The sequence below is a fragment of the Asticcacaulis sp. genome (assembly GCA_024707255.1).
Taxonomy (GTDB): domain Bacteria; phylum Pseudomonadota; class Alphaproteobacteria; order Caulobacterales; family Caulobacteraceae; genus Asticcacaulis.
Window position 1 is genome coordinate 1138972 of sequence record JANQAC010000002.1, and the last position, 23972, is coordinate 1162943.

The following is a 23972-nucleotide window of genomic DNA, read 5'->3' on the forward strand; positions in this document are numbered from 1 at the left end:
AGTACTGGCATGAACCAGGAAGTCCTGAATATCTTCAACCCGGTCCAGGTCGCCCCGACCTTCGATCAGATCCGTATCACACTCGCTTCGCCGGAAAAGATCCTGTCGTGGTCGTTTGGCGAGATCAAGAAGCCGGAAACCATCAACTATCGCACGTTCAAGCCGGAACGTGACGGCCTGTTCTGCGCCCGTATCTTTGGCCCGACCAAGGATTACGAATGCCTGTGCGGCAAGTACAAGCGCATGAAGTACAAGGGCATCATCTGCGAAAAGTGCGGCGTCGAAGTCACCCTGAGCCGCGTCCGCCGTGAGCGCATGGGCCATATCGAACTGGCCTCGCCGGTCGCCCACATCTGGTTCCTGAAGTCGCTGCCGTCGCGTATCGCCATGATCCTCGACATGGCGCTGAAGGACGTCGAGCGCGTTCTGTACTTTGAAAACTACATCGTCACCGAGCCTGGCCTGACCTCTCTGAAGCTCCACCAGCTTCTGTCGGAAGACGAATATTATCGCTGCCAGGAAGAATTCGGTGATGACAGCTTCACCGCTGAAATCGGCGCCGAGGCCGTCCGCAACATGCTGATGGCGATGAATCTCAATGAAATCGCCGACAAGCTGCGCGCCGACCTCGTTGACCAGACCTCGGAAATGAAGGCCAAGAAGTATTCCAAGCGCCTCAAGCTGATCGAGAACTTCATCGAGTCCGGCAATCGTCCGGAGTGGATGATCCTGACCGTTGTGCCGGTCATCCCGCCCGAACTGCGTCCGCTGGTTCCGCTCGATGGCGGCCGCTTCGCCACCTCCGACCTCAATGATCTCTACCGCCGCGTCATCAACCGGAACAACCGTCTGAAGCGCCTGATGGAACTGCGCGCGCCGGACATCATCATCCGCAACGAAAAGCGCATGTTGCAGGAATCGGTCGACGCCCTGTTTGACAACGGCCGCCGTGGCCGCGTCATCACCGGTGCCAACAAGCGTCCGCTGAAGTCGCTCGCCGATATGCTGAAGGGCAAGCAGGGCCGCTTCCGTCAGAACCTGCTCGGCAAGCGCGTCGACTATTCCGGCCGTTCCGTTATTACGGTTGGGCCGGAACTGAAGCTGCACGAGTGCGGCATTCCGAAGAAGATGGCGCTCGAACTGTTCAAGCCGTTCATCTATGCCCGCCTCGACGCCAAGGGCCTCTCCGGCACCGTCAAACAATCGAAGCGCATGGTCGAGCGTGAGCAGCCGCAGGTGTGGGATATCCTCGAAGAGGTCATCCGCGAACACCCGGTCATGCTCAACCGCGCCCCGACGCTTCACCGTCTCGGCATCCAGGCGTTCGAGCCCAAGCTGATCGAAGGCAAGGCCATCCAGCTTCACCCGCTCGTCTGTTCGGCCTTCAACGCCGACTTCGACGGTGACCAGATGGCCGTCCACGTCCCGCTCTCGCTGGAAGCCCAGCTTGAAGCCCGCGTGCTGATGATGTCGACCAACAACATCCTGTCGCCGGCCAACGGCCGCCCGATCATCGTGCCATCGCAGGATATCGTGCTTGGCCTCTATTACCTGTCGCTCGTCAAGGACGGCGAAAAGGGTGAGGGCATGATCTTCGGTGACCTGAACGAAATCCAGCAGGCGCTGGATAACGGTTCGGTCTCGATGGCCGCCAAGATCAAGTGCCGCTTCACCCAGAAGGACGAAGACGGCGTCATCCGTACCAAGGTTGTCGATACGACTCCGGGCCGCATGAAGATCGCTGCCCTGCTGCCGTACAACGAAAACATCGGCCTGAAGGTACTCGACAAGACCCTGACCAAGAAGGAAATCGGTAACCTGATCGACATCGTCTACCGCCACTGCGGCCAGAAGGCGACGGTGATCTTTGCCGACCAGATGATGGCCCTGGGCTTCAAGGAAGCGGCCCGCGCCGGTATCTCCTTCGGTAAGGACGACATCGTCATCCCCGATACCAAGAAGGGCATTGTCGATGAAACCCGTCACCTGGTCGAGGAATACGAGCAGCAATACGCTGACGGCCTGATCACCAAGGGTGAGAAGTACAACAAGGTGGTTGATGCCTGGTCGAAGGCGACCGATCGCGTTTCCGACGAAATGATGAAGGAAATCAGCCGCAAGCACCTGGACGCCGATGGCCGTGAAAAAGAGATCAACTCGATCTACATGATGGCCAACTCCGGCGCCCGTGGCTCTCAGGCCCAGATGAAGCAACTCGGCGGTATGCGCGGCCTGATGGCCAAGCCCTCCGGCGAGATCATCGAAACGCCGATCATCTCGAACTTCAAGGAAGGTCTGTCGGTTCTGGAATACTTCAACTCGACCCACGGTGCTCGTAAGGGCCTCGCGGATACCGCGTTGAAGACCGCCAACTCAGGTTACCTGACGCGTCGTCTCGTCGACGTTGCCCAGGACTGCATCATCATGGAAACCGACTGCGGTACCACCAAGGGCATCACCATGAAGGCGGTGGTCGAAGGTGGTGACGTACTGGTCTCGCTCGGACAGCGCGTTCTCGGCCGTACCACGGCGGAAGACATCAAGGACGTGGCGACCCAGGAAGTCGTGGTCGAGGCCGATACCTATATCGACGAAGACGTGGTCGATATCATCGAAGCCTCGGGCGCCCAGTCGGTCAAGGTCCGTTCGGTCCTGACCTGTGAGGCTGAACTCGGCACCTGCGCCGCCTGTTACGGTCGTGACCTGGCCCGCGGCACTCGTGTCAATATGGGTGAAGCGGTCGGTGTCATCGCGGCGCAATCGATCGGCGAACCCGGCACCCAGCTCACCATGCGTACCTTCCACATCGGCGGTACGGCATCGGTGGCTGAGCAATCCTTCTACGAAACGACCTCGGACGGCGTGATCAAGCTGTCGGCCGCTCCGACCGTCAAGGGCTCGCATGGCGACCTGATCTCCATGTCGCGTAACCTGGTCATCACGGTTCACCACGATGGCAAGGACCGCGAAACCTACAAGGTGCCTTACGGCTCGCGCCTGCGCGTCACCGAAGGCGCCACGGTCAAGAAGGGCCAGCGCCTGGTCGAGTGGGATCCGTACACCACTCCGATCATCACCGAAGTCGGCGGCAAGATTCGCTTCGAGGATCTCAATGACGGCCAGACCGTCCGCGAGGAAACCGACGAAGCGACGGGTATCTCGAACCGCGTGGTTGTTGACTATCGCGCCACCACCAAGGGCGCGGAAGTCCGTCCCGGCATGGGCATTACCGACGAAGCCGGCGCCTACAAGAAGCTGGCCAATGGCGGGGATTCCCGTTACCAGCTTCCGGTCGGGGCCATTCTCTCGGTGGGTAACGGCGATGAGGTCAAGCCGGGCGATATCCTCGCTCGTATCCCGACCGAAGGCGCCAAGACCCGCGACATCACCGGTGGTCTGCCGCGCGTCGCCGAACTGTTCGAAGCCCGCCGTCCGAAGGACTGCGCCGTCATCGCCGAAATGGATGGCCGCGTCGAATTTGGCCGCGACTACAAGAACAAGCGCCGCATCAAGATCACCCCTGAGGGCGAAGGTGAAGCGGTCGAGTTCCTGATCCCGAAGGGCAAGCATATCTCCGTCCATGACGGCGATTATATCCAGAAGGGCGACTACATCATCGACGGCAACCCCGATCCGCACGATCTGCTGCGTATCCAGGGTGTTGAGGCGCTGGCTGAATATCTGGTCAACGAAGTGCAGGAAGTCTACCGTCTGCAGGGCGTGCCGATCAATGACAAGCACATCGAAGTCATCGTGCGCCAGATGCTGCAGAAGGTCGAAATCCTTGAACCGGGCGACACTGGCCTGATCAAGGGCGACCATCTCGACAAGGCGGAAGTCGACCTTGAAAACGCCAAGGCTGAAAAGCGTGGTGGCCGTGCGGCCCTCACGCAGCCGATCCTGCTCGGCATCACCAAGGCATCGCTGCAAACCAAGTCGTTCATCTCGGCGGCTTCGTTCCAGGAAACGACCCGCGTCCTTACCGAAGCTTCGGTTCAGGGCAAGATCGATACCCTGGACGGTCTGAAGGAAAACGTCATTGTCGGCCGTCTGATCCCGGCTGGTACCGGCGCCTATCTCCGTCAGCTCCAGCGCGTGGCCATGAAGCGCGACGAGCAACTGTCGCATCAGCGCGAAGAGGCCATGGAGCCTCTGCCCGCCGAAGTGCTGCTGGAAGGTCCTGTCGACGCCGGCGAATAAGGGGGTAAGCCCCCTTAACCCGGAATCGGGCCTGTGGTGGCTTCCGCAGGCGACTAAATTAAAGGCCCCTGAGCCGTGCGGTTCAGGGGCTTTTTCTTATTTGGTGAAGGTGATGGTCCGCCAGTTGTTTATCTCGACGAACTTGCGATATTTCTCGTAACCGGACACAGCCGCTTCACCCTTTTCCTTGCTGAAGACGGCATAGATTTCCTTCTCTATCGCCTGGTCGCGGGTCTGGTCCGGTTCCATGGCCGCGGCATTGACATAATGCGTGGCGATGATGACATTCGGCGCGCCGGCATTATACCCGTCCTTGACCATGAAGATGTAGTTGTCGATCAGGCCATGCTTTTTCATGATTTCCAGGGCGGGCACCTGGGAGGCTTTCAGGCCGACCAGATAATCATCGACATGGTTGGGATCGACCTCGACGACGGTCTCGCTCCAGATGCCTGTATCGGGCGTGTAATCCTTGTACATATCAGCGGATGCCGCCGTTGCAGAGACGAGCAGCACGGCGGCGCTAATGGCCGGCAAATACTTGATAAACATGGGATAGCCCCTTCAGTAGGGCGCAAAGGCACACATGCGCGGTGAATGTATGGAAGCATACTAACGCAAACGTACTTACCTCTAATAACATGGTTCTTTATGGCGCGCTATTAACGGTTTCGGCGCCAACCAGGGGTCATACCACCTGTCCGGCTGCCCAACCGGATGACCAGGCCCACTGGAAGTTATACCCGCCCAGCCAGCCAGTGACATCGACGCATTCGCCGATAAAATAGAGGCCGGGGCAAAGCTGGCTCTCCATGGTTTGTGAGGAGAGGGCGCGGGTGTCGATGCCGCCCAGGGTCACTTCGGCCGTGCGATAGCCTTCAGTGCCGTCGGGGATAAAGGTCCAGCGATTGACGGCATCAGCCAGGGTTTGCAGAGCGGCATTGCTGAGGTCTGCCATTCGAGATTCCGGCGGAAGGTCATGCCATTCCAGGATGCGATCGGACAGGCGTCGCGGCAGGATTTCCGCCACAACATTGCCGAGCGTCTGTTTCGGGCGATCCTTGCGCCGGCTCAAGAGATATTCTAGGGCATCCACATTTGGCAGTAGGTCTACTTCGATGGCCTGGCCAGGTTTCCAGTAGGACGATATCTGCAAAATCGCGGGTCCGGAAAGGCCGCGATGAGTGAACAGAAAGCCATCGGTAAAGCTGGCCTTGCCACAGGCGACCCTGGCGGTCAGCGAAACGCCGGACAGGCCTTCGATACCGGCCAGCTTTTCGCCGCCAAGCGTGAAGGGCACCAGGGCGGCGCGGGTTTCGGTAATATCGTGGCCGAACTGTCGGGCAATATCATAGGCAAAGCCGGTGGCACCCATTTTGGGAATGGACAGGCCGCCCGTGGCGATCACCAGCTTGTCAGCCATGGAGCAGCCGTTCGACGTATCGATTTCGAAGCCATCTCCAGTCTTCAGCACGCCTTCAACCGATATGCCGAGATAGAGTTCGCCACCGGCTTCCGCCAGATCATCCAGCAGCATATCGATAATGTCACCGGCGGACGTTTCACAGAAAAGCTGGCCTTCGGTTTTCTCGAAATAAAGAATGCCGCGTTTGACGACGCGATCGAGGAAGTCCCAGGGCGTGAAGCGTTTCAGCGCCGAGATGCAGAAGTGTGGATTTTGCGACAGGAAATTCTTCGGCGTGGCCTGCAGATGGGTGAAATTACACCTGCCGCCGCCGGAAATGCGGATCTTTTCGGCCGGCTTTTTCGCGTGATCGATCACGGCCACGCGCCGTCCGCGCCGGGCGGCTTCGATACCGCACATCAGGCCGGCGGCGCCTGCGCCTACAATCACCACATCGAATTTTGCTGCTGTCACTTTTTTTCTCATAACTTGACTTAAGGTCTGGCTTGCCGGGATCGAAACTTAACCTTAAGGTCACCCGGCTTTCAGCAGACAAAGGAGTCGGCCATGTCCGATCTTGAAACCATTACACAAAAAATCAGCGCCGCCGTCGGGGAAAATTCCGGTCTCGGCAAAATCATCAAGGTCGACTTCGGCGACGCTGGCAAGATTCTCATCAATGGCGCCGCTGTGCCCAACACCGTGACCAACGAGGACGGCGAGGCCGACACTACGATCCAGATCGCCATCGATGATCTCATTGCCATGTCCAAGGGCACGCTCGACCCGATGATGGCCTTCATGATGGGCAAAATGAAGATTCAGGGCGATATGAGCGTCGCCCAGAAACTCGCGCCCTTGCTGAAAGGCGCCTGATTGTTATGGGGTCAAGGGGGGCGGTGCCCCCTTGCCTTGGACTTATCCAGGTCCCTGCGTATTCGGCCCGGCCTTGCCGATAACGCGATCCGCCACGAAGGGATTGCTCTGTCGTTCGACATTGAAGCTCGACATCGGCCCATGCCCCGGCACAAAACGCACATCGCCCAGCGGCCATAGCTTCTGCGTGATCGAATGGATCAGGTCGGCGTGGTTGCCGCGCGGAAAGTCCGTCCGCCCGATCGATCCCTTGAACAGGACATCGCCCACCTGCGCGAACTGCGACGGCGCATGATAAAAGATCACATGGCCTGGCGTATGGCCAGGGCAGTGAATAACCTGCCAAGTCGTCTCACCTAAAGTCACCGTGTCGCCGTCATGCAGCCAGCGGTCGGTCGTGAAACTGCGCATGTCGGGGATGCCGTAGCGCTGGCCCATGTCCGGTATGCTGTCGATCCAGAACTGGTCGTCCTCATGCGGGCCTTCGATGGGGGCGCCGGTGCGCTCTTTGAGTTCCGCCGCACCGCCGGCATGATCGGCATGGCCATGGGTGATCCAGATCTTCTCCACGGTCAGGCCGCGCCGTTTGACCTCGTCCAGGATCGGGTCTAGATCGCCGCCGGGATCGATGATGGCGGCCTTGTTTGTTTTCGTACACCAGACCACCGTGCAATTCTGCTGCAACGGCGTGACGGGGGCGACAAACAGACGGATGGGTGGCTCTGTGCTCATAACTCATGAAATAGGCGAAACGAGCCATTAAGGCTACCCACCGGTTAAGATAGTTGCAGATTTAATTTTTGTGTGTAGGCTTCGTGACAAGACAGGTACTGGGGTGGTCCTTGGAATGACTAGTCGCCTGTTAAAACACATAAAAAGGTGAAAAATGAATCCTTTGCGAATTAAGTCGCTGGATGCGATCCTGGCGACAGCAGAGAAAAAAGTCGCTGCATCGATCCCTGGGGCCTGTCCAACTGACCTTGCTGGGTATCGGCGCGGTAATCGGCACCGGTATCTTCGTGCTGACTGCAGCCGCCGCCCAGAAAGCCGGTCCGGGTATGATGATCTCCTTCATCATCGCCGGCGCCGTTTGCGCGGTCGCGGCGCTTTGCTATTCCGAACTGGCCTCCATGGTGCCGGTCGCCGGCTCTGCCTATACCTATTCCTACGCCGTCATGGGCGAAATGGTCGCCTGGCTGGTTGGTTGGGCGCTTATACTGGAATATGCGCTTGGTGCCTCTGCTGTCGCGGTCGGCTGGTCCGGCCATATCGTCGGGTTTCTCGATGACATAGGGATACACATACCACACGCTCTCACTGTCGGACCGCCCATCTCCATCGGCTTCATCAAGGGGGGCGAAATCGGCGGTATACTCAATCTGCCTGCCGTTATCATCACCGCCGTTGTTACACTACTGCTGGTCATCGGCACCAAGGAAAGTGCCACGGCCAATGCGGTCCTGGTCGCCATTAAGATTGCTGCGTTGCTGTTATTCATCGTCCTTACCCTGCCGCTGGTGACCGGCCATATGGATAATTTTAGTCCGTTTACCCCCCGCGGCTGGGGCAACCCGCTCGATGGCACCGGAACAGGCGTTCTTGGCGCTGCTGCCTCCATCTTCTTCGCCTATGTCGGCTTCGATGCGGTATCGACCGCCGCCGAGGAAACCAAAAATCCGCAGCGCAACGTGCCGATCGGCCTGATTGCTTCGCTGGGCATCTGCACCGTGTTCTATATACTGGTTGCGACCGGCGTAATCGGTTCGTTCGGCGCCCAGCCGCTGGCTGATCCGGCGACGGGCCAATATTTCGCTGACGGCTCGACGGAGCTTTATGCCAGCGCCGCCTGTCAGGCCGCCCATGCGCCGCTTGTTTGCTCCAAGGAAGCCCTGGCTCACGTCCTGCGCGAAGTGAACAGCAATCCATTGTTTGGTAACCTGATCGGCCTGGCCGCGACGATTGCCCTGCCGTCGGTCGTGCTGCTGATGATGTTTGGCCAGACGCGCGTCTTCTTCGTCATGGCGCGTGACGGACTGTTGCCGAAGGGCCTGTCAGCCGTTCATACCAAGTTCAAGACGCCCTGGGTGATCACCCTGGTCACCGGCGTCGTCGTGGCCATTGCCGCGGCTTTCCTGCCGGTCGGTTCTCTGGCGGATTATTCAAACGCCGGCACACTGTTCGCTTTCGCGGCTGTCTCGCTGGGCGTCATGATCCTGCGCTTCACCGACAAGACACGCAATCGTCCGTTCAAGACACCGCTGCTGTGGATCATCGCCCCGCTGTCGATTTTCGGCTGCGTACTGTTGTTCGTCAGTCTGGGCACAGAATCCAAGCAGGTCTTTTTCGGCTGGACCGCGATTGGCCTCGTTTTGTACTTCGCCTACGGCTTCTGGCACTCGAACGTCCGCAAGGGCATCATCGAAGACCATGAAAACGACGCGGACCTGCCGCCGCCTCCGGGCACGACCTGATCCTGAAAAGGCGCCCCAACGGGCGCCTTTTTTATTGCGTGAAGACCTGCTAGGTGCGTGACATGCTTCCTATTGAAGAAATATATGCACCTCTGAAATCCTGGCTGGCGGAAAAGACCGCGGCCCTGATTATTGCGCCGCCGGGCGCCGGCAAGACGACCGGTATTCCGCTGGCCTTACTGGATTCGCCGTGGTTGGCCGGCCAGAAGATTATCCTGCTCGAACCGCGCCGGCTGGCGGCTCGTGCCGCCGCCGCCCGCATGGCTGAGACCCTGGGCGAACCGGTCGGACAAACGGTCGGCTTCCGGGTGCGCGGCGAAAGCAAGATCAGTGGAAAGACGCGGATCGAGGTCGTCACCGAAGGGATTTTCTCACGCCTGATCCTCGATGATCCATCGCTGGATGGCATCGCTTGCGTGATCTTCGATGAATTCCACGAACGCAGCCTGGATGCCGATCTCGGCCTGGCCTTCGCGCGCGATGCGCAAGTCCTCCTGCGCGATGACCTGCGCCTGCTGGTCATGTCGGCGACCCTCGATGGCGACCGTGTGCTCAGCCTGATGGCCGATGCCGGGCGCTTCGAATCCCACGGACGTAGCTTTCCCATCGAGACCCATTATCTCGGCCGCAATCAATCATTGATGATGGAGCAGGATGTTGCTCGTCATGTGGCCCGGCTGTCCGCCGGGCTCACGCCTGAACAGGCCGAGACAATGCTGGTCTTCCTGCCGGGGCAGGGCGAGATTCACCGTGTTGCGCGCTTCCTCGATGAGATCGGTCTGCCACCTCATATTGATCTCTGCAAACTTTACGGCGCTATGGATTTCAGGGATCAGGCGCATACTCTGGCGCGCAATGCGCCAGAACGGCCAAAGATCGTCCTGGCCACGGCGATTGCCGAAACCTCCCTGACGCTCGATCGCGTATCAATGGTTGTAGATTGTGGTCTGTCACGTTTGGGACGCTTCGATCCGGCGCGCGGTGTCACCCGTTTCGTTACCGAGCGCGTCTCCAGAGCCTCAGCCGACCAGCGCCGCGGACGCGCCGGCCGGACACAGGCGGGCGACGCCTATCGCCTGTGGGATGTCGAGCAGGACCGTTCCCTGATTCCCTTCGCCAAACCGGAAATACTGGAAACCGACCTGTCGCAACTGGCACTTTCGCTGCGGCTGTGGGGTGCCAAATCGACGGAGAGCCTGGCCCTGCTGGACCATCCGCCCAAAGCGGCGATGGACGAGGCCGTGAAACTGCTTCAGGTACTGGGCGCATTGGACAGTCATGGCGATCTGACGGCGCATGGCAAGGCCGTAGCGCAATTGCCGATGGCGCCACGCCTGGCCCATATGCTGATCCGGGCAGCCGAAAATGGCGCGGCTGAGCAGGGCGCCAACCTGGCCGTCCTGCTCTCCGAAAACGGTCTGGGCGGCAAGTCGACTGATCTCGATACCCGCCTGGAGGCGTTGTCACGCGACAAATCGCCGAAGATTACTCAGGCCCGCAACCTGGCGCAAAACTGGGCCCGGCAGGCGCAGAGCCTGAGTCAAACCAAGAGTAAGGCAGGGGGGCGTATCCTGTCACATCACCTGCTGGCGGAATGTTTTCCGGAACGTATTGCAAAGGCGCGCGGTAAGGCTGGCGAGTTTGTCATGGCTAACGGGCGCGGCGTCTATGTCGATGAGCATGACCGGCTGGCGCGCGCGCCTTATCTGGCGGTTGGCGACCTCGGCGGCGGCACCGGGCGCGACCGTATCCTGCTGGCCGCGCCTTTAAGCGATGGCGAGATATTGGCGTTGTTCGATGACAGGTTGGAACGCACCACGGCTTTGGAAAAGGTCAATGGCCGGTTCCGCGCCTTCGATCAGGTTCGGCTGGGGAGTCTGGTGCTTTCCAGCAAGCCGAGCGATACGATTCCACCGGAGCTGCTGCTTGAAGCGGAAGCTGAAGAGATCAGGCAAAAGGGATTGAAAGCGCTGAATATTCCAGAAAACGCGCAAACCTTTCGTGCCCGTGTTGCCTTTCTGCGTAGCCAGGACGACAACTGGCCGGATCTGTCAGATGACGCGCTTCTTTCCGGACTCGCGGACTGGCTCGGCCCTTATACTGCAGGCAAGTCCATGCTGTCACTCAACGGAGGCATCATATCGCAGGCCCTGCATGGCCTACTTGATTATGACCAGCAGCGCGCGCTGGATAAGCTTGCGCCGGAAACGCTTAAGATGCCGACCGGCTCGAATATCAGTATCGATTACGAGGCCGAAGGCGGTCCGCGCCTGGAGGTGCGGGTGCAGGAGCTGTACGGAACAACCATACACCCGGTAATCGGTCCAAACCGGACGCCAATAACCCTCTCCCTGACTTCGCCGGCGCACCGGCCGATCCAGATCACAAAAGACCTTCCGGCCTTCTGGGATGGTTCCTGGGCCGAGGTACGCAGCGAGATGAAGGGGCGTTATCCGCGTCACGTCTGGCCGGAAAATCCGCGTGAAGCCGATCCAACCACTCGCGCGAAACCTCGCGGCACATGATCCTTAATGGCTCCGGCGCGTATAAGCCTAGAAGGAGCCGCCATGATCACCGTTCACCACCTCGATAATTCCCGTTCGCAACGCATTCTGTGGCTGCTGGAAGAGCTGGGCCTGCCTTACGAAATCAAGGCTTATAAGCGTGGCAAGGATATGCTGGCGCCGCCTGAACTAAAGGCGGTGCATCCGCTTGGCAAGGCACCGGTGATTACCGATGGCGCCCTGGTTGTAGCGGAGACGGGCGCCATTATGGACTGTATCCTGTCCACCTATGGTCATGGTCGGTTGATGCCGATGATCGGCACAGAAGCGCGGTTTCAATATACCTACTGGATGCATCACGCCGAAGGGACGGCCATGACGCCTTTGCTGCTGAAACTGGTGACCAGTGCGATCAGGAGCCACGCGCCGTGGCTGATTAAGCCTGTTGCCAATCGTATAGCTGACAGTATCGATGCCAAGCTGGTGACGCCGAACCTGAACACAAATATCGATTTCTGGGAAAACACCCTGGCCAGGTCATCCTGGTTCGCTGGCGCCGAATTCAGCGCGGCGGATATTATAATGAGTTTCCCCCCTGGAGGCAGCCGCCAGCCGGGCAGGGGCCGGGGCAAGACCACATATCAGTGCCTGGCTGGGGAAAATCCACACCCGTCCGGCTTACGAGAAGGCGCTGGCGCGGGGCGGGCCGTATGCCTATGCCTGATCAGAGGGTGATGCAGCCGGCGAAAGCCAGGCCAATAAAGGGCAGAACGACTAGCTTGAGAATCAGCTTTTTCATGATGGGTACTCTCCTGAAGTAACACTCAGGCTACGGTGCGGAAGACCGCTTGTAAATGCGTAAGGCACCGTTTTTAGCAGTGCCTTACGCGATCGGGCATATTCCGGCCAGGTTCTTTAACGGCTGGATGAATAGGTCAGATGGTCGGCGCCGCTGCGATCGATGATAATGCAGCCGGAGAGGCTGGCCGCGAGAATGGCGACGCAGGCAAGTTTGATGGCAATGGATTTCATGGTTTTCCCCAGGGTTGGATTTAGAAGGATTGCGAGCCGCTGACCGTTTCCGCCGGTTTTTCGTCGGCCGGTGCCGGTCCATTGTCGGTGTGGTAGGTGTGATCCGGCGATACATACATGATGCAGCCGGTAAGGCTTATTACCAGTGCGGCCGTGCAGGCCAGTCTGATGATGAGATGTTTCATGGCGGTGTCTTTCGTCGAGACGCCGGATGCGCCCCCTTGAATTCAAATCTAGATTTCGATCTATGAACGGTAAATGAACCGTTTCCACCTTAATTCTATTTAATATTCAGGCGGTAATCGCCTTTTCTTGCGCCTGTGCCTCTTTTGCCCAACGGCTGGCGAGTGGCGTACAGATCAGCAATTGCAGCGGATGATAGATCATGATCGGCAGCAGGATCAGTCCCAGGCCAGACGCATGACCGGCGAAGATGAGCGACGCCATCGGTACGCCCGTGGCCAGACTCTTTTTCGTGCCGCAGAAAACCACGGCTGAACGGAAGGCGGGGGCTATGCCGCCATAATCGCACAGTTTCCATAGAAGCAGCAGTACGCCAAAGAACAGGACGAGCGTAGCGGCAATGACGGACAGCAGGGTCGCCAGGCTGGTGGAACCCCAGATATTGAGGGCAAAGGAGTCGCAGAACGAGGTGTAGACAAGCAATAATATGGTGCAGCGGTCAGCCACATGGGCCAGTTTCTTGTGGCGATGCAGCCAGGCGCCGATCCAGCGGCGCAAAACCTGGCCAATGACCATGGGCAGGACCATCCATTTGAACAGGTCTATAAAAACGCCCACGACATCAAGATGATGTCCGGAGGTTTTCAACAGAAGGCTCATCCACAGCGGCGTAACCACAATACCGATCAGACTGGAAATCGTGGCGTTGAAGACCGCCACGGGCACATTGCCACGCGCCGCCGAAGTCATGGCGACAGACGAGGATACGGTCGATGGCAGAGCGCATAGATAGAAGAAGCCGAGTTGCAGGTCAGGGCTGATCCAGCGTCCGGCGATGGCCAGAAACACAAGGCCGATGACGGGGAAAAGCACAAAAGTGGCGCTCTGGATGATCAGGTGCAGCCGCCAGCGCAAAACGCCGTCTTTCAGGGCATTGAAAGAAAGCATGGCGCCATTCAGAAAGAAGATCAGTGCGATCCCCAGCCTAGTCAGCAGTTCCGGATGCAGAAAGCCGCCATGCGCACCCGGCGCCGGAAACAGGGCCGCCAGAATGATGGCGATGACCATGCCCGTCAGGAAGCCGTCAAATTTCAGACTGCCTATTTTCACAGAGCCTGCCTCAAAGCCCCGCCGCCGCATAGATCATTATGCCGGTGGCGACCGACAGGTTGAGGCTGTCGGCACGGCCCTTCATTGGAATCTTGACATTGGTATCGCAGATGGCAGCGACTTCCGGCGTCAGGCCGGATTGTTCCGTGCCCATGACGATCAGGGTCGGTCGCGTATAGGGCGCCGTGCGGTGGTTGTGCGTGGCGGTGAGCAGGGTGCCGACCACCGAACCGGTCCAGCGCCTGCGATCGGCCAGGAAGTCATCACGGCTGCACTTGACGATCGGCAGGGCGAAGACCGAACCCATGGTGGCGCGCACGGTTTCCACCGAAAACGGATCGACGCAGTCGTCGATCAGGATGACGCCGCCAATACCGGCCGCGTCTGCGGTGCGGATGATGGTGCCGAGATTGCCGGGATCGCGTACCTGTTCCAGTGCCACCCAGACATCATTTGATTGCGGATCGATATCGGCCAGGGTCTTGACGACCTGGGCAAACACCGCGACCACCATCTGCGGATTGTCTTTGCGCGAAATTTTCTCAAGAATTTCACGCGTTACTTCCAAAACCTCACCTTTTGCCTTCAGGGTTTCATCGATTGCGCGGCGCAGCAATGGATGCTGGTCGGCATCCTTGCCATAGACCAGAATCTGCGGGGCAAATCCTTGGTCGAGGGCATCGATGATGATCTTCAGGCCCTCGGCCAGGAATTGCCCGGTGGCCTCGCGTTCCTTGCGCATATGCAGGGCGCGAATGTCCTTGACAGTCTGGTTGGTGAGAGAGGTTATCTGCTTAATCACGCATCCACCTCGCAAAGAAACTCAGGCCGATCTCGCGCGGCGCAATATCAGCCGGTTTTACGCCTTTAGGCGGCTTCAGGTCCTCGATCAGGGTCAGTTCGCCGTAATCGACACGGCCCACTTTGGCTGGTCCCACGGCTTCAGCCACCAGATGCGCCAGGGCCGGGCCGGAGACACGGGCGGCATAGGCGTTGAGCAACAGGAAAGACGCTTCATCGCTCAAAAGCTGGGCGCACAGATGAACCATTTCCGGCAGATCCTCAAACAGCCGCCAGACCTCTCCGGTGGGGCCGCGACCGTATTTCGGCGGATCAAGGATGATGCCCTCATATTTCGATCCACGCTTGACCTCGCGCTGGACATACTTGCGGGCGTCTTCACAGATCCAGCGGATCGGCGCTTCGCTCAGGCCGGAAAGGGCGGCATTTTCGCGCGCCCAGGCGACCGCCTTTTTGGAGGCATCCACGTGAGTGACGCGGGCGCCGGCTGCCGCGGCCACCAGGCTGGCGACGCCGGTATAGCCGAAGAGGTTCAGTACGCGCGGGCTGTCGAGTTTTGCCACGGCTTCTTTTTGCCACGCCCAGTTGGCAGCCTGCTCCGGAAAGAAGGCCAGGTGGCGGAAATTGGTGAAGCGGCCATGAAATCTGACCCCATTCTTTCCTGAAGAATCGGCCCAGCCCAGCGTCCATTGGTCGGCGGGCCGGCGTGGAAACCGCCAGTTGCCTTCATCGTCCTCGCCTTGCGGATCGAAAATGGCGTCGGCCTTGTCCCAGAGCTGAGGGTATTTCGGCGTCCACCAGCATTGCGGCTCGGGGCGAATGACAAGGTAATCGCCATAGCGCTCCAGTTTCCGGCCGTCGCCGGAATCGACGAGGGCGTAATCAGCCCAGGCTTTGGTGCGTAAGGTTGTCGGAGTATCGGTGATGATCATGCTCAAGGCCATAAGCGCATGGCCCGTCTTCGTAAAGGGGCTGGACGGCAAAAGTTGCGGGCGCGTGATCGGTCTTGTCCCAGTGAAAGGGCCGGGTTGGCAGTTGCCACAGGGCAAAGCCGGCGGCGACCGATTGCAGGCACCAGTAGGCCGGGGCGCTGAATATATCGGCCCACGTCAATCTCAGGCCGGCGCGGCGTGCGGCAAGGGCAATGGTGATCATGCCGCTCAAGGTTCCGAACAGGAACAGGGACAGATCAAACGGTGACAGAATATGAAGGGGATGCGCGGGATCGCCGATGCGCTGCAATTCCGTCAGCAATAGGGAAATGATCACCATCAGGCTGAAAGGCGCGTAGCAGACGGCGGCCGCGACGCTTAAGCCCACGCCGAGGAACAGGCCCAGCCAGGTGCGTGGCTTCAGAGGTGTATTGAGGCGTGTATGGACCAGCAGGGTCTGCATATAGCCCTTTATCCAGCGGGTCCGTTGCGGAATCCACGTCTGGCTGAAAACAGGCGGCGTCTCGACCGTGGGCGAGGCAATCATGCCGGTCTGGTAGCCCAGTTGCGCCAGACGCAGGCCGAGATCAGCGTCCTCGGTGACATTGAAAGCGTCCCAGCCGCCAACAGTACGCAGGACGTCTGCCTTGAAATGATTGCTGGTGCCGCCAAGCGGGAAGGGCAGGCGCAGGGCGTTCAGCGCCGGTAAAAGCACATCGAACTGCACGGCATATTCGGCGGCGAACTGACGGGGTATGAAACCGGTCCCACCCTTTGGCCGCAAAGGGGCTTGAAGGCAGGCCAGCATTGGATCACCCTTGGCAAACGCCCTGGCAGCCTCCCGTAGTTGGTCTGGTTGAGGCTGATCCTCGGCATCATAGATCACGATGAGATCGCCCCTGGCCTGTTCCAGTGCGTGGTTGAGCGCGCGTGGCTTGGTGCGGGGAAAGCCGGGCGGAACGGCGATGACCCGCATATAGTCCGGGAGGCTGTGGACACGGAATGCTGTCAGGGTATCTTCGTCATCCGATTCCAGGGCAAACAGAATTTCGATCCGGTCGCGGGGATAGTCGAGCGCCTGCATGGCGCCCAGAAGCTGCGGGATAATGCCGGCTTCCTTGTAAAGGGCGACAATGACGCTGTAGGCCGGCAGGTTTTCATTGACCGCCTCGGTCAGGGGATCTGCCGGTAGGTTGGTGGCGGGAAAGATCAGGCAGGCGGCGAGGCGCAGCAGGGCATTGCCCATAAAGCAGGCCCAGCCTGTCCAGTACAGGCCGCTAAGCAGGCCGGAGACTGACCACAGGCACAGTCCGCAAAATGACAGGCCGATGATGACAAACAGGCATAGTTGCTGCCAGGAAAGTCCTGAACGCGCGGAAAAAGATGTCTTGAGAGGTGAGATCGCCGCATGACTGCGCCAGGGGATGACGACCGCGAAAAAACCTGCTTTAAAGCCGCCTGGGAAGATCTGGACTGTGACGTCGTGGTATCCGAGTCTGCGCACAACCACTTTTCGGTAAATGTGCGCAACAGCGCATCGCTTCTTCGATATGGTTTCATTTTGAAACGCCCCCAGAATAGCCATAAGGCGCAGGTTTTGGTGCCGAATAAACCAATTGGAAGTAGGCGGGTTGCGGAAAAAATACACCCAAAAGTTGATTTTAGGAGGCGTCTTCGGGGTAAGTCTTTGCCTTTGCGCTGTTGCCGCCGTCATATGGGCGAGCCGGTTGCCGCCACGAGAGACGCTGGCGGCGGGGACGCAGCCGCTGAAAGTCATTTCGCTCGATGGCTGTGCCGACCAATATGTGCTGGCCCTGGTGCCGCGCAATCAGATACTTGGCCTGTCAGACCGGGCGCGGCTGTCGGATGCCTATTTCCGCGAACGTGCGTCGAACGTGCGACGTATCCAGCCGCGTCTGGAAACAATACTGGCGCTAAAGCCAGACATAGTGGTGCGCACCTGGGGCGGGGAGCTGGACCTGATCAAGGCGCTGGAAAAGCACCACGTCCGCATCGTCAATATCAATAACATCACAAACTACGACCAGGCCAAGCCTGAGCTATTCCGGGTCGCCGCCGAGCTGGGGCAGGACGCCGGCGCCGGCATAGAGGCCCGCAGGTTCGATCAGGCCATGGCCGCCATCCGGCCGGTGGGGCAGGGACGAACCGCGCTGTACTACACGCCCGGCGGTTACAGCGCCGGGCCTGACACCATGGTCGGCGATATGCTGCAAAGATTGGGTTTCAAGCTGGAGACTCAGAATAAGGGGTTCTTCTACCTGTCCCCCGAGGTTCTTCTCAGCATGAAGCCCGATATATTCGCCCTGGCCTTTTATGACGATCGTTACGCCATGCGCCGTGTGCCGGGGCGTAACCCGCTGGTCCGTGCAAAAATCGCGGCGTCGCCCAATTTCACCTTGCCGCGGCAATCGGTAAGCTGTTCGGGGTGGTATACGGCCTATGATCTCAGCGAACTTTCGCAATCACCGCTGACCGGCAGCGGCGGCCTGAAGGCGGTGCCGCAATGACGCTTTCGCTCCGTAGTCTATCAATGGCGCTTGGCGTTGCGATTGTCATTCTCCTGATTGTCCTGATGCTCTTCGGAGATGTGGCCATGAGTGGTGACATGTGGTTCGACGCGTTCTTCCGCTGGAACTCACTGCCGGCGGAAATCATCTGGGGTATTCGCCTGCCGCGTAATCTGGCGGGTGTTGGCGTCGGGGCCATGCTCGGCATGAGCGGCGCCCTGATGCAGGGCCTTTTGCGCAATCCGCTGGCGGAACCGGGCCTGCTCGGCGTTTCAGCGGGTTCGGGTCTGGGGGCGGCACTGGCGATTGTGTTCGGTCTGGGTTTGACGCCTTTTGCCGTTGAAGGATCTCGCCTTGGCAGGTGCGGTTCTGGTTGCCGTGATACTGCTGGTATTTGTTCAGCGTTTTCCGCAGCGTCAATCATTAATTTTGTTGGGCGTCGGTCTCTCCAGCCTGTGCGGCGCTTTAATGGCCCTGGTCTTCAACCTGTCACCGTCACCTGTCACCACCTCTGAAATGCTGAGCTGGATGATGGGCTCTGTGCAAAACCGTAGCTGGTACGACGTGCTGATGTGCCTTGTCGGCCTGGCGATTGTATGCGGCCTTTCTCTGCGCCTGGGCAAAGGATTGCGTTTCCTGACCCTGGGCGAGGAAACCGCGCGATCCATGGGGATCGATATGACGCGTCTGACGCAGGTCATCGTCATCGGTTCGTCACTGTTGGCAGGGCTGTCGGTGTCGGTGGCGGGCGTGATCGGTTTTGTCGGACTGGCAGCGCCGCACTTCGTCCGCGCCTTTGGTATCAAGGATCCCTATGCCCTGATCTGGCCGTCGGCCCTGACCGGTGGATTGATGGTTCTGGTGTCGGACGGCCTTATCCGCTTGCTGCCGCCCACGGCCGATGTCCATCTCGGAGTCCTGACCTCGTTGGTCGGCGCCCCGCTTTTCGCCATACTGGCCTATAAGAGCGCCAGAAGCTGGATGCAGGATTGATTTACTTGGCGCGCTTTTTATCCAAAAAGTGCGGACACTTTTTTGGAAAGCGCTTATGCCGAACCTTATTCTCCAGTCCGTCAGCGTCAAACTCGGCCGCGACACCGTGGTCCATGACGTGTCGGCCGAACTGGCGCCCGGCAAGCTTTACATACTGGTAGGCCCGAACGGCGCCGGCAAGACGACCCTGCTCAAGGCCATGGCGAGCCTCATTTCCTTGCAGTCGGGCATGATCAGCTACAATGGCCTTGATCTCGCCTTGCAGCGGCCGGGCGTGCGCACCGAGCATATCGCCTATCTGCCGCAGGAGCGCAGCATCGCCTGGGATCTGAGCTGTGTCGATGTGGCTGCCTTGGGCGCGCAGCATATGGCACCTGAACTGGCCCGGCAGAAGGCATTTGCCGAACTTCAGTCCCTGGGTCTGCAGGAGGTTGCCGATCGTGGCGTCTTCAAGCTTTCAGGCGGTCAACGGGCGCGCGTGCTGCTGGCCAGGGTGCTGGTAAGTCAGGCGGACGTTCTGCTTCTGGATGAACCCCTGATCGCGCTTGATCCCGCGTGGCAGAGGCAGGTGCTGATCCGGCTGAAACAGCGCGCCGAAGCCGGTCAGACCGTCATTCTCAGCCTGCATGACCTGCATCTGGCGGCGCAATTTGCCGATACGGTCATGCTGATGGATAAGGGGCGGCTCGTGAAGATAGATGGGCCGGAAAAGATATTTATTCCCAGTCTGTTGTCGGATGTTTTTAATCTGAAAGGCGAGTTGGTGGGGGACGAGGGGCAGAAGACTCTCCGGCTGGAGAGTCTGCCGCTCCTTTAATTGCGCTTTTTCTTTTTCGCGGTTTTCTTCTTCGTCGTCTGGGCCTTTTTCTTCTTAGCCGCTTTGGTCGCTGTGACCTTTTTCTTGACTACGGCTTGCGGTTTGACGACCGGATTAGGCACGGGCGCCATCGTGGTCGGGGCAGGGGCCATTGTCGTTCCGGTCAGTTGCGCCGCGGCAGCCGCATTGCTCGTTATGCCCTTGTTGTAATCGGCATAGCTGATCGGAGCATCGGGCGAAGCGACATCGCTGAATTCCGGCCCGGTAAACGGACCGATCGGGCCGGGGAAGCCGCGCTGCACGTCGGCCATGGCGGTCAGGGGCGCCGTGCCCCCATTCAGCCGGGCGCGATAGACGCGCATGTTTTCAGTCACACGCATCATATAGTTGCGCGTTTCGGTGAAAGGGTGGCATTCGATGAAGGACAAAGGATCGGCGGTGGCGCCGCGGGGGTCGCCGCAGGTATCGATCCAGGTCTGCATCCGGCTGGGACCGGCATTATAGCCGGCGGCGGCCATGATGTAAGAGCCATCGAACTTGTCGACCAGTTCGCCCAGGTGATACTTGCCGAGCGTCATATTGTATTCTGGCTCGTAGAGCGCCGCATCGCCGCTATAGCCGATGCCGAGACGTCGGGCGACGGCCCGTCCGGTCGAGGGGATAAGCTGCATCATGCCGCGCGCATTGGCGCCAGAGCGGACACTGGGGTCGAAGCTCGATTCCTGTCGGGTAATGGCCAGCACGAAGGCCGGTTCCGGGCCGGAGACGTTTGGCACACTGCGCACGGGATAGGCGCGTTCCGGCAGGTAGAAGCCGCGCTGCATCGCCACGCGCGCCACCTTCATGGCCATCAGTTGCGAATCGTATTGCCCGACAAGGTCGACCAGCAGGGCCTCTTCCTCGGCATTGGGCATGACATCATCGAGATGCAGCACCAGGGCTCGGAACAGGTCCAGTTCGCCGGCCTGACCGAGCAGGCGCGCCGCCTTGATCATTTCGCGGCCCTCGAAACGGGCGCGATCGGCAGCGCTTGGCACCGGATCCTTACCAAGGCTGATCGTCTTGATGCCGGCCTTTTCCGCGGCCATCTGACCATAGAAGGCGTAGATATATTGCCCACCCTGTTCATAATAGCGCTGGGCCAGGGTGGCGTCAGCATCGATGCCATTCAGCGCCGGATGGTTGCGCGCTTCATAGGCGCGGCCCAGCCAGTAATTGGCGCGCCCCTGTGTGATCGGTGAAGTGCCGGCCGTGGCCAGGGCCTGGAAGTGGCGGATGGCCGAGTCTGTATCGTTCAACTTAAGCAGTGCCATCCAGCCGGCGAAGAATTCCGCTTCGGCCATGCTTTCGCCGGGATCGAAGCCGCCGTTATTCATGGCATCATAGGCGGCGCGATAGTTGCGGGCCTTCAGGGCGGCTTTGAAATAACCCAGGCGCAGGGAGTAAAGCTGGCTGGCGGCTTCCGGGCTGGCCGAAGCCTGTGGCAGGTCAGGCAATAACTGGAAGCCGAGCGTTTCCAGTCCCTTACCGTTCAGGTATTTGGCGCGGGCAAAGGCGAGCGCCGAATTATGCGGATCGCCGGCCAGCGCCGCTTGATAGAGCCCGTCCGAAGCCGCCGAACCGGTACGCATGGCGATCACGGCATTGGCGACATCGGCGTCATGCTGGCCGACATAGGCGGTCATATCACGGATCGCCTGCGAATTGGCGTTTTGGTAGTTGATTTCCAGGCAAAGCAGACGCGCCCTGTGGTCGTCCTGATTGAGGTAGGTGCCGAAAGCCTGGTAGAAATTCGCCTGGGCGAGCGAATCAAACACTTTCGTCCGCCACCAGCTTTTCGCCAGGGCGCGGGCGTCCTCAGTACGCGCCAGGTTGCCATAGGCCGAAATCAGGGCTGTGGCGCCCTCAGTGGTCTGCGGCGGCGCGCCCTTAAACCAGTCAACGATTTGTTGCGCCGTCATGCCCGACAGGCCGATCAGCTTTTCCGCGGCGATCTGGCGCTTGGATTCACGCGGCCAGCCCCACAGGTCACGGCGGGCGGCATCAAGCGCGGCGAAGCTGTAAATGTTGCCGTCATTATTGATGATGGTCCAGGTAACGATCTTGCGCGCCACGGGATTGGTCAGGCCCGCCGCCAGCGAATCGGCCTGGGCGAAATTGCGTGACTTCACAGCGGAAAGTGCCTGCTCCAGCAGGTCCATGTCATTGCCGGAAAGGCCCGAAGGGATATAGGGCCGCGCCGTATCGGTCGGCATGGGCATGGTGGCCTGGGGGGCGCCGTTGACTTCCGGCGCCGGATCATCCTGGGCGGCCACGGGTTGCAATGTGCCCAGGGTAAGAGCGCTGACGCCCGCGATCAGGAGGGCCTTGCGGAAAAGAGGATTGAGCTTACGTATCTGGCGGTCAGTCGGGGTCATAATAATCCTGTCATTGGGCCAAAAGCGGTATGGCCGAACTATAGGCGATAGTTTCTTTTTAGAAAGCCATTGCGGCGAATGCTTTGTGTATCTATGGCTATTTTTATATATTCCCAAGCCACAGATGGCCGAAAAACCACAACTTTCCGTGTTTGCGGTGAGACGAGAGTAGACGAATGACCGATACATCTGCCCAGCCCCTGTTTCGCGGCGTAATTACCGCCCTGGTGACGCCGTTCCGTAACGGCGAGGTGGACTATGCGGCGTTTGAGAAACTGATCGAGCTTCAGATCGCCGCCGGTGTGCATGGCGTAGTGCCGGTCGGCACCACGGGTGAAACCTCGACGCTTTCCATGGAAGAGCACCGTAAGGTCGTTGAACTGTGCGTGCGCAAGGTGGCGGGGCGTATCAAGGTGATCGCCGGCGCCGGTTCCAACAATACGGCTGAAACCCTGGAACTGGCGCATCATGCCAAGGCCATGGGTGCCGATGCTGTGCTGGTGGTGGCGCCTTATTACAACAAGCCCTCGCAGGAAGGTATCTATCAGCATTTCAAGGCTTTGAACGATTCGGTTCAGATTCCGGTTCTGCTCTATAATGTCCCCGGCCGTACAGTCGTCGATATGAGCAATGACACGATTGCGCGTCTGGCGAAACTGCCGAACATCGTCGGCATCAAGGATGCGACCGGTGATCTGGAACGCATCAGCCAGCAGCGCCTGCTGATTGAGGGCGACTTCTCATATATATCCGGCGATGACCCGACCTTGCTCGGTTACCTGGCGCATGGCGGCCATGGCGTGATCTCGGTGACCTCGAACGTGGCGCCGGCGCAGGTCGTGGCCATGTATGAAGCCGCCGCGCAAGGGGCCTTCGATACCGCCCGCCAGTGGCAGGACAAACTGATCACCCTGCACAAGGTGCTGTTCGCCGATCCTCGCCGTCGCCAACCAAGTATGCCATGAGCCGCCTCGGCATCTGCACCGATGAGGTGCGCCTGCCGATCGTTGCCTGTTCGCAGGGTGTGCGGCCGCAGGTCGATGAGGCGATGGCTTTGGCGGGGCTTGAGGTGGAGCCGGCCTGATGGCGGAACTGACCACCAGCAAGACAATCGCCGATAACCGGCGGGCGAAGTTCGACTATTTCCTTGAGCAGAATACCGAGGCGGGCATCGCGCTTACCGGCACCGAGGTGAAATCCCTGCGCTCCGGTCGGGCCAATATCGCTGAATCCTATGTCAGTATCGAGAACGGCGACGAATTGTGCCTGATCAATGCCGATATCCCGCCCTATGGCCATGCCAACCGCTTCAACCACGAGCCGCGCCGCCGCGCAAGCTGCTGCTGCACCGTAAGGAAATCCACCGGTTCATGGTCGCCATCCAGCGCGAGGGCATGACGATTATCCCGACCCGGCTCTATTTCAATGACAAGGGCATGGTGAAACTGGAAATCGCGCTGGCCAAGGGCAAGAAGAACCATGACAAGCGCGAGGCCACTGCCGAACGCGACTGGGCGCGAGATAAAGCCCGCCTGATGCGGGATAAGGGCTAAGGATTCAAGGAGATCACGGATAAGGCACGGATGCGCATCGCAGGCGATGCGCCACGGATGAACACGGATGCTATTTTTTGCCTCCCGCAACACCCCAATGCCAACCGTTAGTAAGTAGCTTGCCTTTCAGGCTCTGAATGCGCCGATCTA

14 protein-coding genes and 5 pseudogenes are annotated in these 23972 nt (G+C 59.4%); 10 read left to right on the forward strand and 9 right to left on the reverse strand.

Going from position 1 to position 23972, the window contains the following annotated elements; genetic code table 11:
• Nucleotides 1-9: 9 nt before the first annotated feature.
• Nucleotides 10-4200, forward strand: a complete 4191-nt coding sequence (gene rpoC / locus NVV72_16685; GenBank protein ID MCR6660888.1) for a DNA-directed RNA polymerase subunit beta' — start codon at nt 10-12, stop codon at nt 4198-4200.
• A 96-nt stretch (nt 4201-4296) separates the two neighbouring features.
• Here rpoC and NVV72_16690 read toward each other — a convergent pair whose 3' ends face one another.
• A complete protein-coding gene (locus NVV72_16690; protein ID MCR6660889.1) occupies nt 4297-4752 on the reverse strand; it encodes a hypothetical protein in 456 nt (151 codons plus the stop codon).
• 136 nt (nt 4753-4888) lie between these two features.
• Complete coding sequence (locus NVV72_16695; protein ID MCR6660890.1) at nt 4889-6079, reverse strand: NAD(P)/FAD-dependent oxidoreductase; 1191 nt, start codon at nt 6077-6079, stop codon at nt 4889-4891.
• A gap of 93 nt (nt 6080-6172) precedes the next feature.
• Here NVV72_16695 and NVV72_16700 point away from each other — a divergent pair, with 93 nt between their 5' ends.
• Nucleotides 6173-6481 (forward strand): SCP2 sterol-binding domain-containing protein, encoded by a 309-nt coding sequence (locus NVV72_16700; GenBank protein MCR6660891.1) that lies wholly within the window; start codon nt 6173-6175, stop codon nt 6479-6481.
• Between the two features lie 42 nt (nt 6482-6523).
• Here the strand turns inward: NVV72_16700 and NVV72_16705 are convergent, their stop codons facing one another.
• A complete protein-coding gene (locus NVV72_16705) occupies nt 6524-7213 on the reverse strand; it encodes an MBL fold metallo-hydrolase (protein MCR6660892.1) in 690 nt (229 codons plus the stop codon).
• A 154-nt stretch (nt 7214-7367) separates the two neighbouring features.
• On the opposite strand from NVV72_16705, the pseudogene NVV72_16710 reads away from it, so the two are divergent.
• The 3 genes and pseudogenes from NVV72_16710 to NVV72_16720 all read left to right on the forward strand — a co-directional run bounded on the left by NVV72_16710 (nt 7368) and on the right by NVV72_16720 (nt 12180).
• Nucleotides 7368-8952, forward strand: a pseudogene (locus NVV72_16710) (amino acid permease).
• A gap of 62 nt (nt 8953-9014) precedes the next feature.
• Nucleotides 9015-11477, forward strand: coding sequence for an ATP-dependent helicase HrpB (gene hrpB, locus NVV72_16715; GenBank protein ID MCR6660893.1), 2463 nt, complete (start codon nt 9015-9017; stop codon nt 11475-11477).
• 42 nt (nt 11478-11519) lie between these two features.
• Nucleotides 11520-12180 (forward strand): annotated as a pseudogene (locus NVV72_16720) (glutathione S-transferase).
• Nucleotides 12181-12508: 328 nt separating this feature from the next.
• Here the strand turns inward: NVV72_16720 and NVV72_16725 are convergent.
• The 5 genes from NVV72_16725 to NVV72_16745 all read right to left on the reverse strand — a co-directional run bounded on the left by NVV72_16725 (nt 12509) and on the right by NVV72_16745 (nt 17018).
• On the reverse strand, nt 12509-12673 hold the full coding sequence (locus NVV72_16725; GenBank protein MCR6660894.1) for a hypothetical protein: 165 nt from the start codon (nt 12671-12673) through the stop codon (nt 12509-12511).
• Between the two features lie 106 nt (nt 12674-12779).
• Nucleotides 12780-13781 (reverse strand): bile acid:sodium symporter, encoded by a 1002-nt coding sequence (locus NVV72_16730; GenBank protein MCR6660895.1) that lies wholly within the window; start codon nt 13779-13781, stop codon nt 12780-12782.
• 10 nt (nt 13782-13791) lie between these two features.
• Nucleotides 13792-14583 (reverse strand): RNA methyltransferase, encoded by a 792-nt coding sequence (locus tag NVV72_16735; GenBank protein ID MCR6660896.1) that lies wholly within the window; start codon nt 14581-14583, stop codon nt 13792-13794.
• On the reverse strand, nt 14576-15514 hold the full coding sequence (locus NVV72_16740) for a class I SAM-dependent methyltransferase (GenBank protein ID MCR6660897.1): 939 nt from the start codon (nt 15512-15514) through the stop codon (nt 14576-14578). The genes NVV72_16735 and NVV72_16740 overlap by 8 nt, the downstream gene beginning before the upstream one ends.
• Nucleotides 15465-17018 (reverse strand): glycosyltransferase, encoded by a 1554-nt coding sequence (locus NVV72_16745; protein MCR6660898.1) that lies wholly within the window; start codon nt 17016-17018, stop codon nt 15465-15467. The genes NVV72_16740 and NVV72_16745 overlap by 50 nt, the downstream gene beginning before the upstream one ends.
• A gap of 223 nt (nt 17019-17241) precedes the next feature.
• Here NVV72_16745 and NVV72_16750 point away from each other — a divergent pair, with 223 nt between their 5' ends.
• The 3 genes and pseudogenes from NVV72_16750 to NVV72_16760 all read left to right on the forward strand — a co-directional run bounded on the left by NVV72_16750 (nt 17242) and on the right by NVV72_16760 (nt 19852).
• Nucleotides 17242-18042 carry an iron ABC transporter substrate-binding protein gene (locus NVV72_16750; GenBank protein ID MCR6660899.1) on the forward strand — a complete coding sequence of 267 codons (801 nt, stop codon included), beginning with the start codon at nt 17242-17244 and terminating at the stop codon, nt 18040-18042.
• Nucleotides 18039-19035: pseudogene (locus tag NVV72_16755) on the forward strand (iron ABC transporter permease). The gene NVV72_16750 and the pseudogene NVV72_16755 overlap by 4 nt, the downstream one beginning before the upstream one ends.
• Nucleotides 19036-19090: 55 nt before the next feature.
• Nucleotides 19091-19852, forward strand: a complete 762-nt coding sequence (locus NVV72_16760) for an ABC transporter ATP-binding protein (protein MCR6660900.1) — start codon at nt 19091-19093, stop codon at nt 19850-19852.
• Here the strand turns inward: NVV72_16760 and NVV72_16765 are convergent.
• Entirely contained in the window at nt 19849-22269 is a 2421-nt protein-coding gene (locus tag NVV72_16765) for a lytic transglycosylase domain-containing protein (GenBank protein MCR6660901.1), read from the reverse strand. The two genes, NVV72_16760 and NVV72_16765, sit on opposite strands and share 4 nt — an antisense overlap.
• 176 nt (nt 22270-22445) lie before the next feature.
• Between NVV72_16765 and dapA the strand changes: the two are divergent.
• Together dapA and smpB are read left to right on the forward strand one after the other, a co-directional pair.
• Nucleotides 22446-23353, forward strand: a pseudogene (gene dapA / locus NVV72_16770) (4-hydroxy-tetrahydrodipicolinate synthase).
• Nucleotides 23353-23822, forward strand: a pseudogene (smpB, locus tag NVV72_16775) (SsrA-binding protein SmpB). The pseudogenes dapA and smpB overlap by 1 nt, the downstream one beginning before the upstream one ends.
• The last annotated feature ends 150 nt before the right edge of the window (nt 23823-23972 follow it).

Coding starts and splice junctions, on each gene's coding strand:
- NVV72_16765 (MCR6660901.1), bottom strand. CDS start 22,269: ATGACCCCGACTGACCGCCAGATACGTAAGCTCAATCCTCTTTTCCGC.
- NVV72_16760 (MCR6660900.1), top strand. CDS start 19,091: ATGCCGAACCTTATTCTCCAGTCCGTCAGCGTCAAACTCGGCCGCGAC.
- NVV72_16705 (MCR6660892.1), bottom strand. CDS start 7,213: ATGAGCACAGAGCCACCCATCCGTCTGTTTGTCGCCCCCGTCACGCCG.
- rpoC (MCR6660888.1), top strand. CDS start 10: ATGAACCAGGAAGTCCTGAATATCTTCAACCCGGTCCAGGTCGCCCCG.
- NVV72_16690 (MCR6660889.1), bottom strand. CDS start 4,752: ATGTTTATCAAGTATTTGCCGGCCATTAGCGCCGCCGTGCTGCTCGTC.
- NVV72_16700 (MCR6660891.1), top strand. CDS start 6,173: ATGTCCGATCTTGAAACCATTACACAAAAAATCAGCGCCGCCGTCGGG.
- NVV72_16740 (MCR6660897.1), bottom strand. CDS start 15,514: ATGATCATCACCGATACTCCGACAACCTTACGCACCAAAGCCTGGGCT.
- hrpB (MCR6660893.1), top strand. CDS start 9,015: ATGCTTCCTATTGAAGAAATATATGCACCTCTGAAATCCTGGCTGGCG.
- NVV72_16725 (MCR6660894.1), bottom strand. CDS start 12,673: ATGAAACATCTCATCATCAGACTGGCCTGCACGGCCGCACTGGTAATA.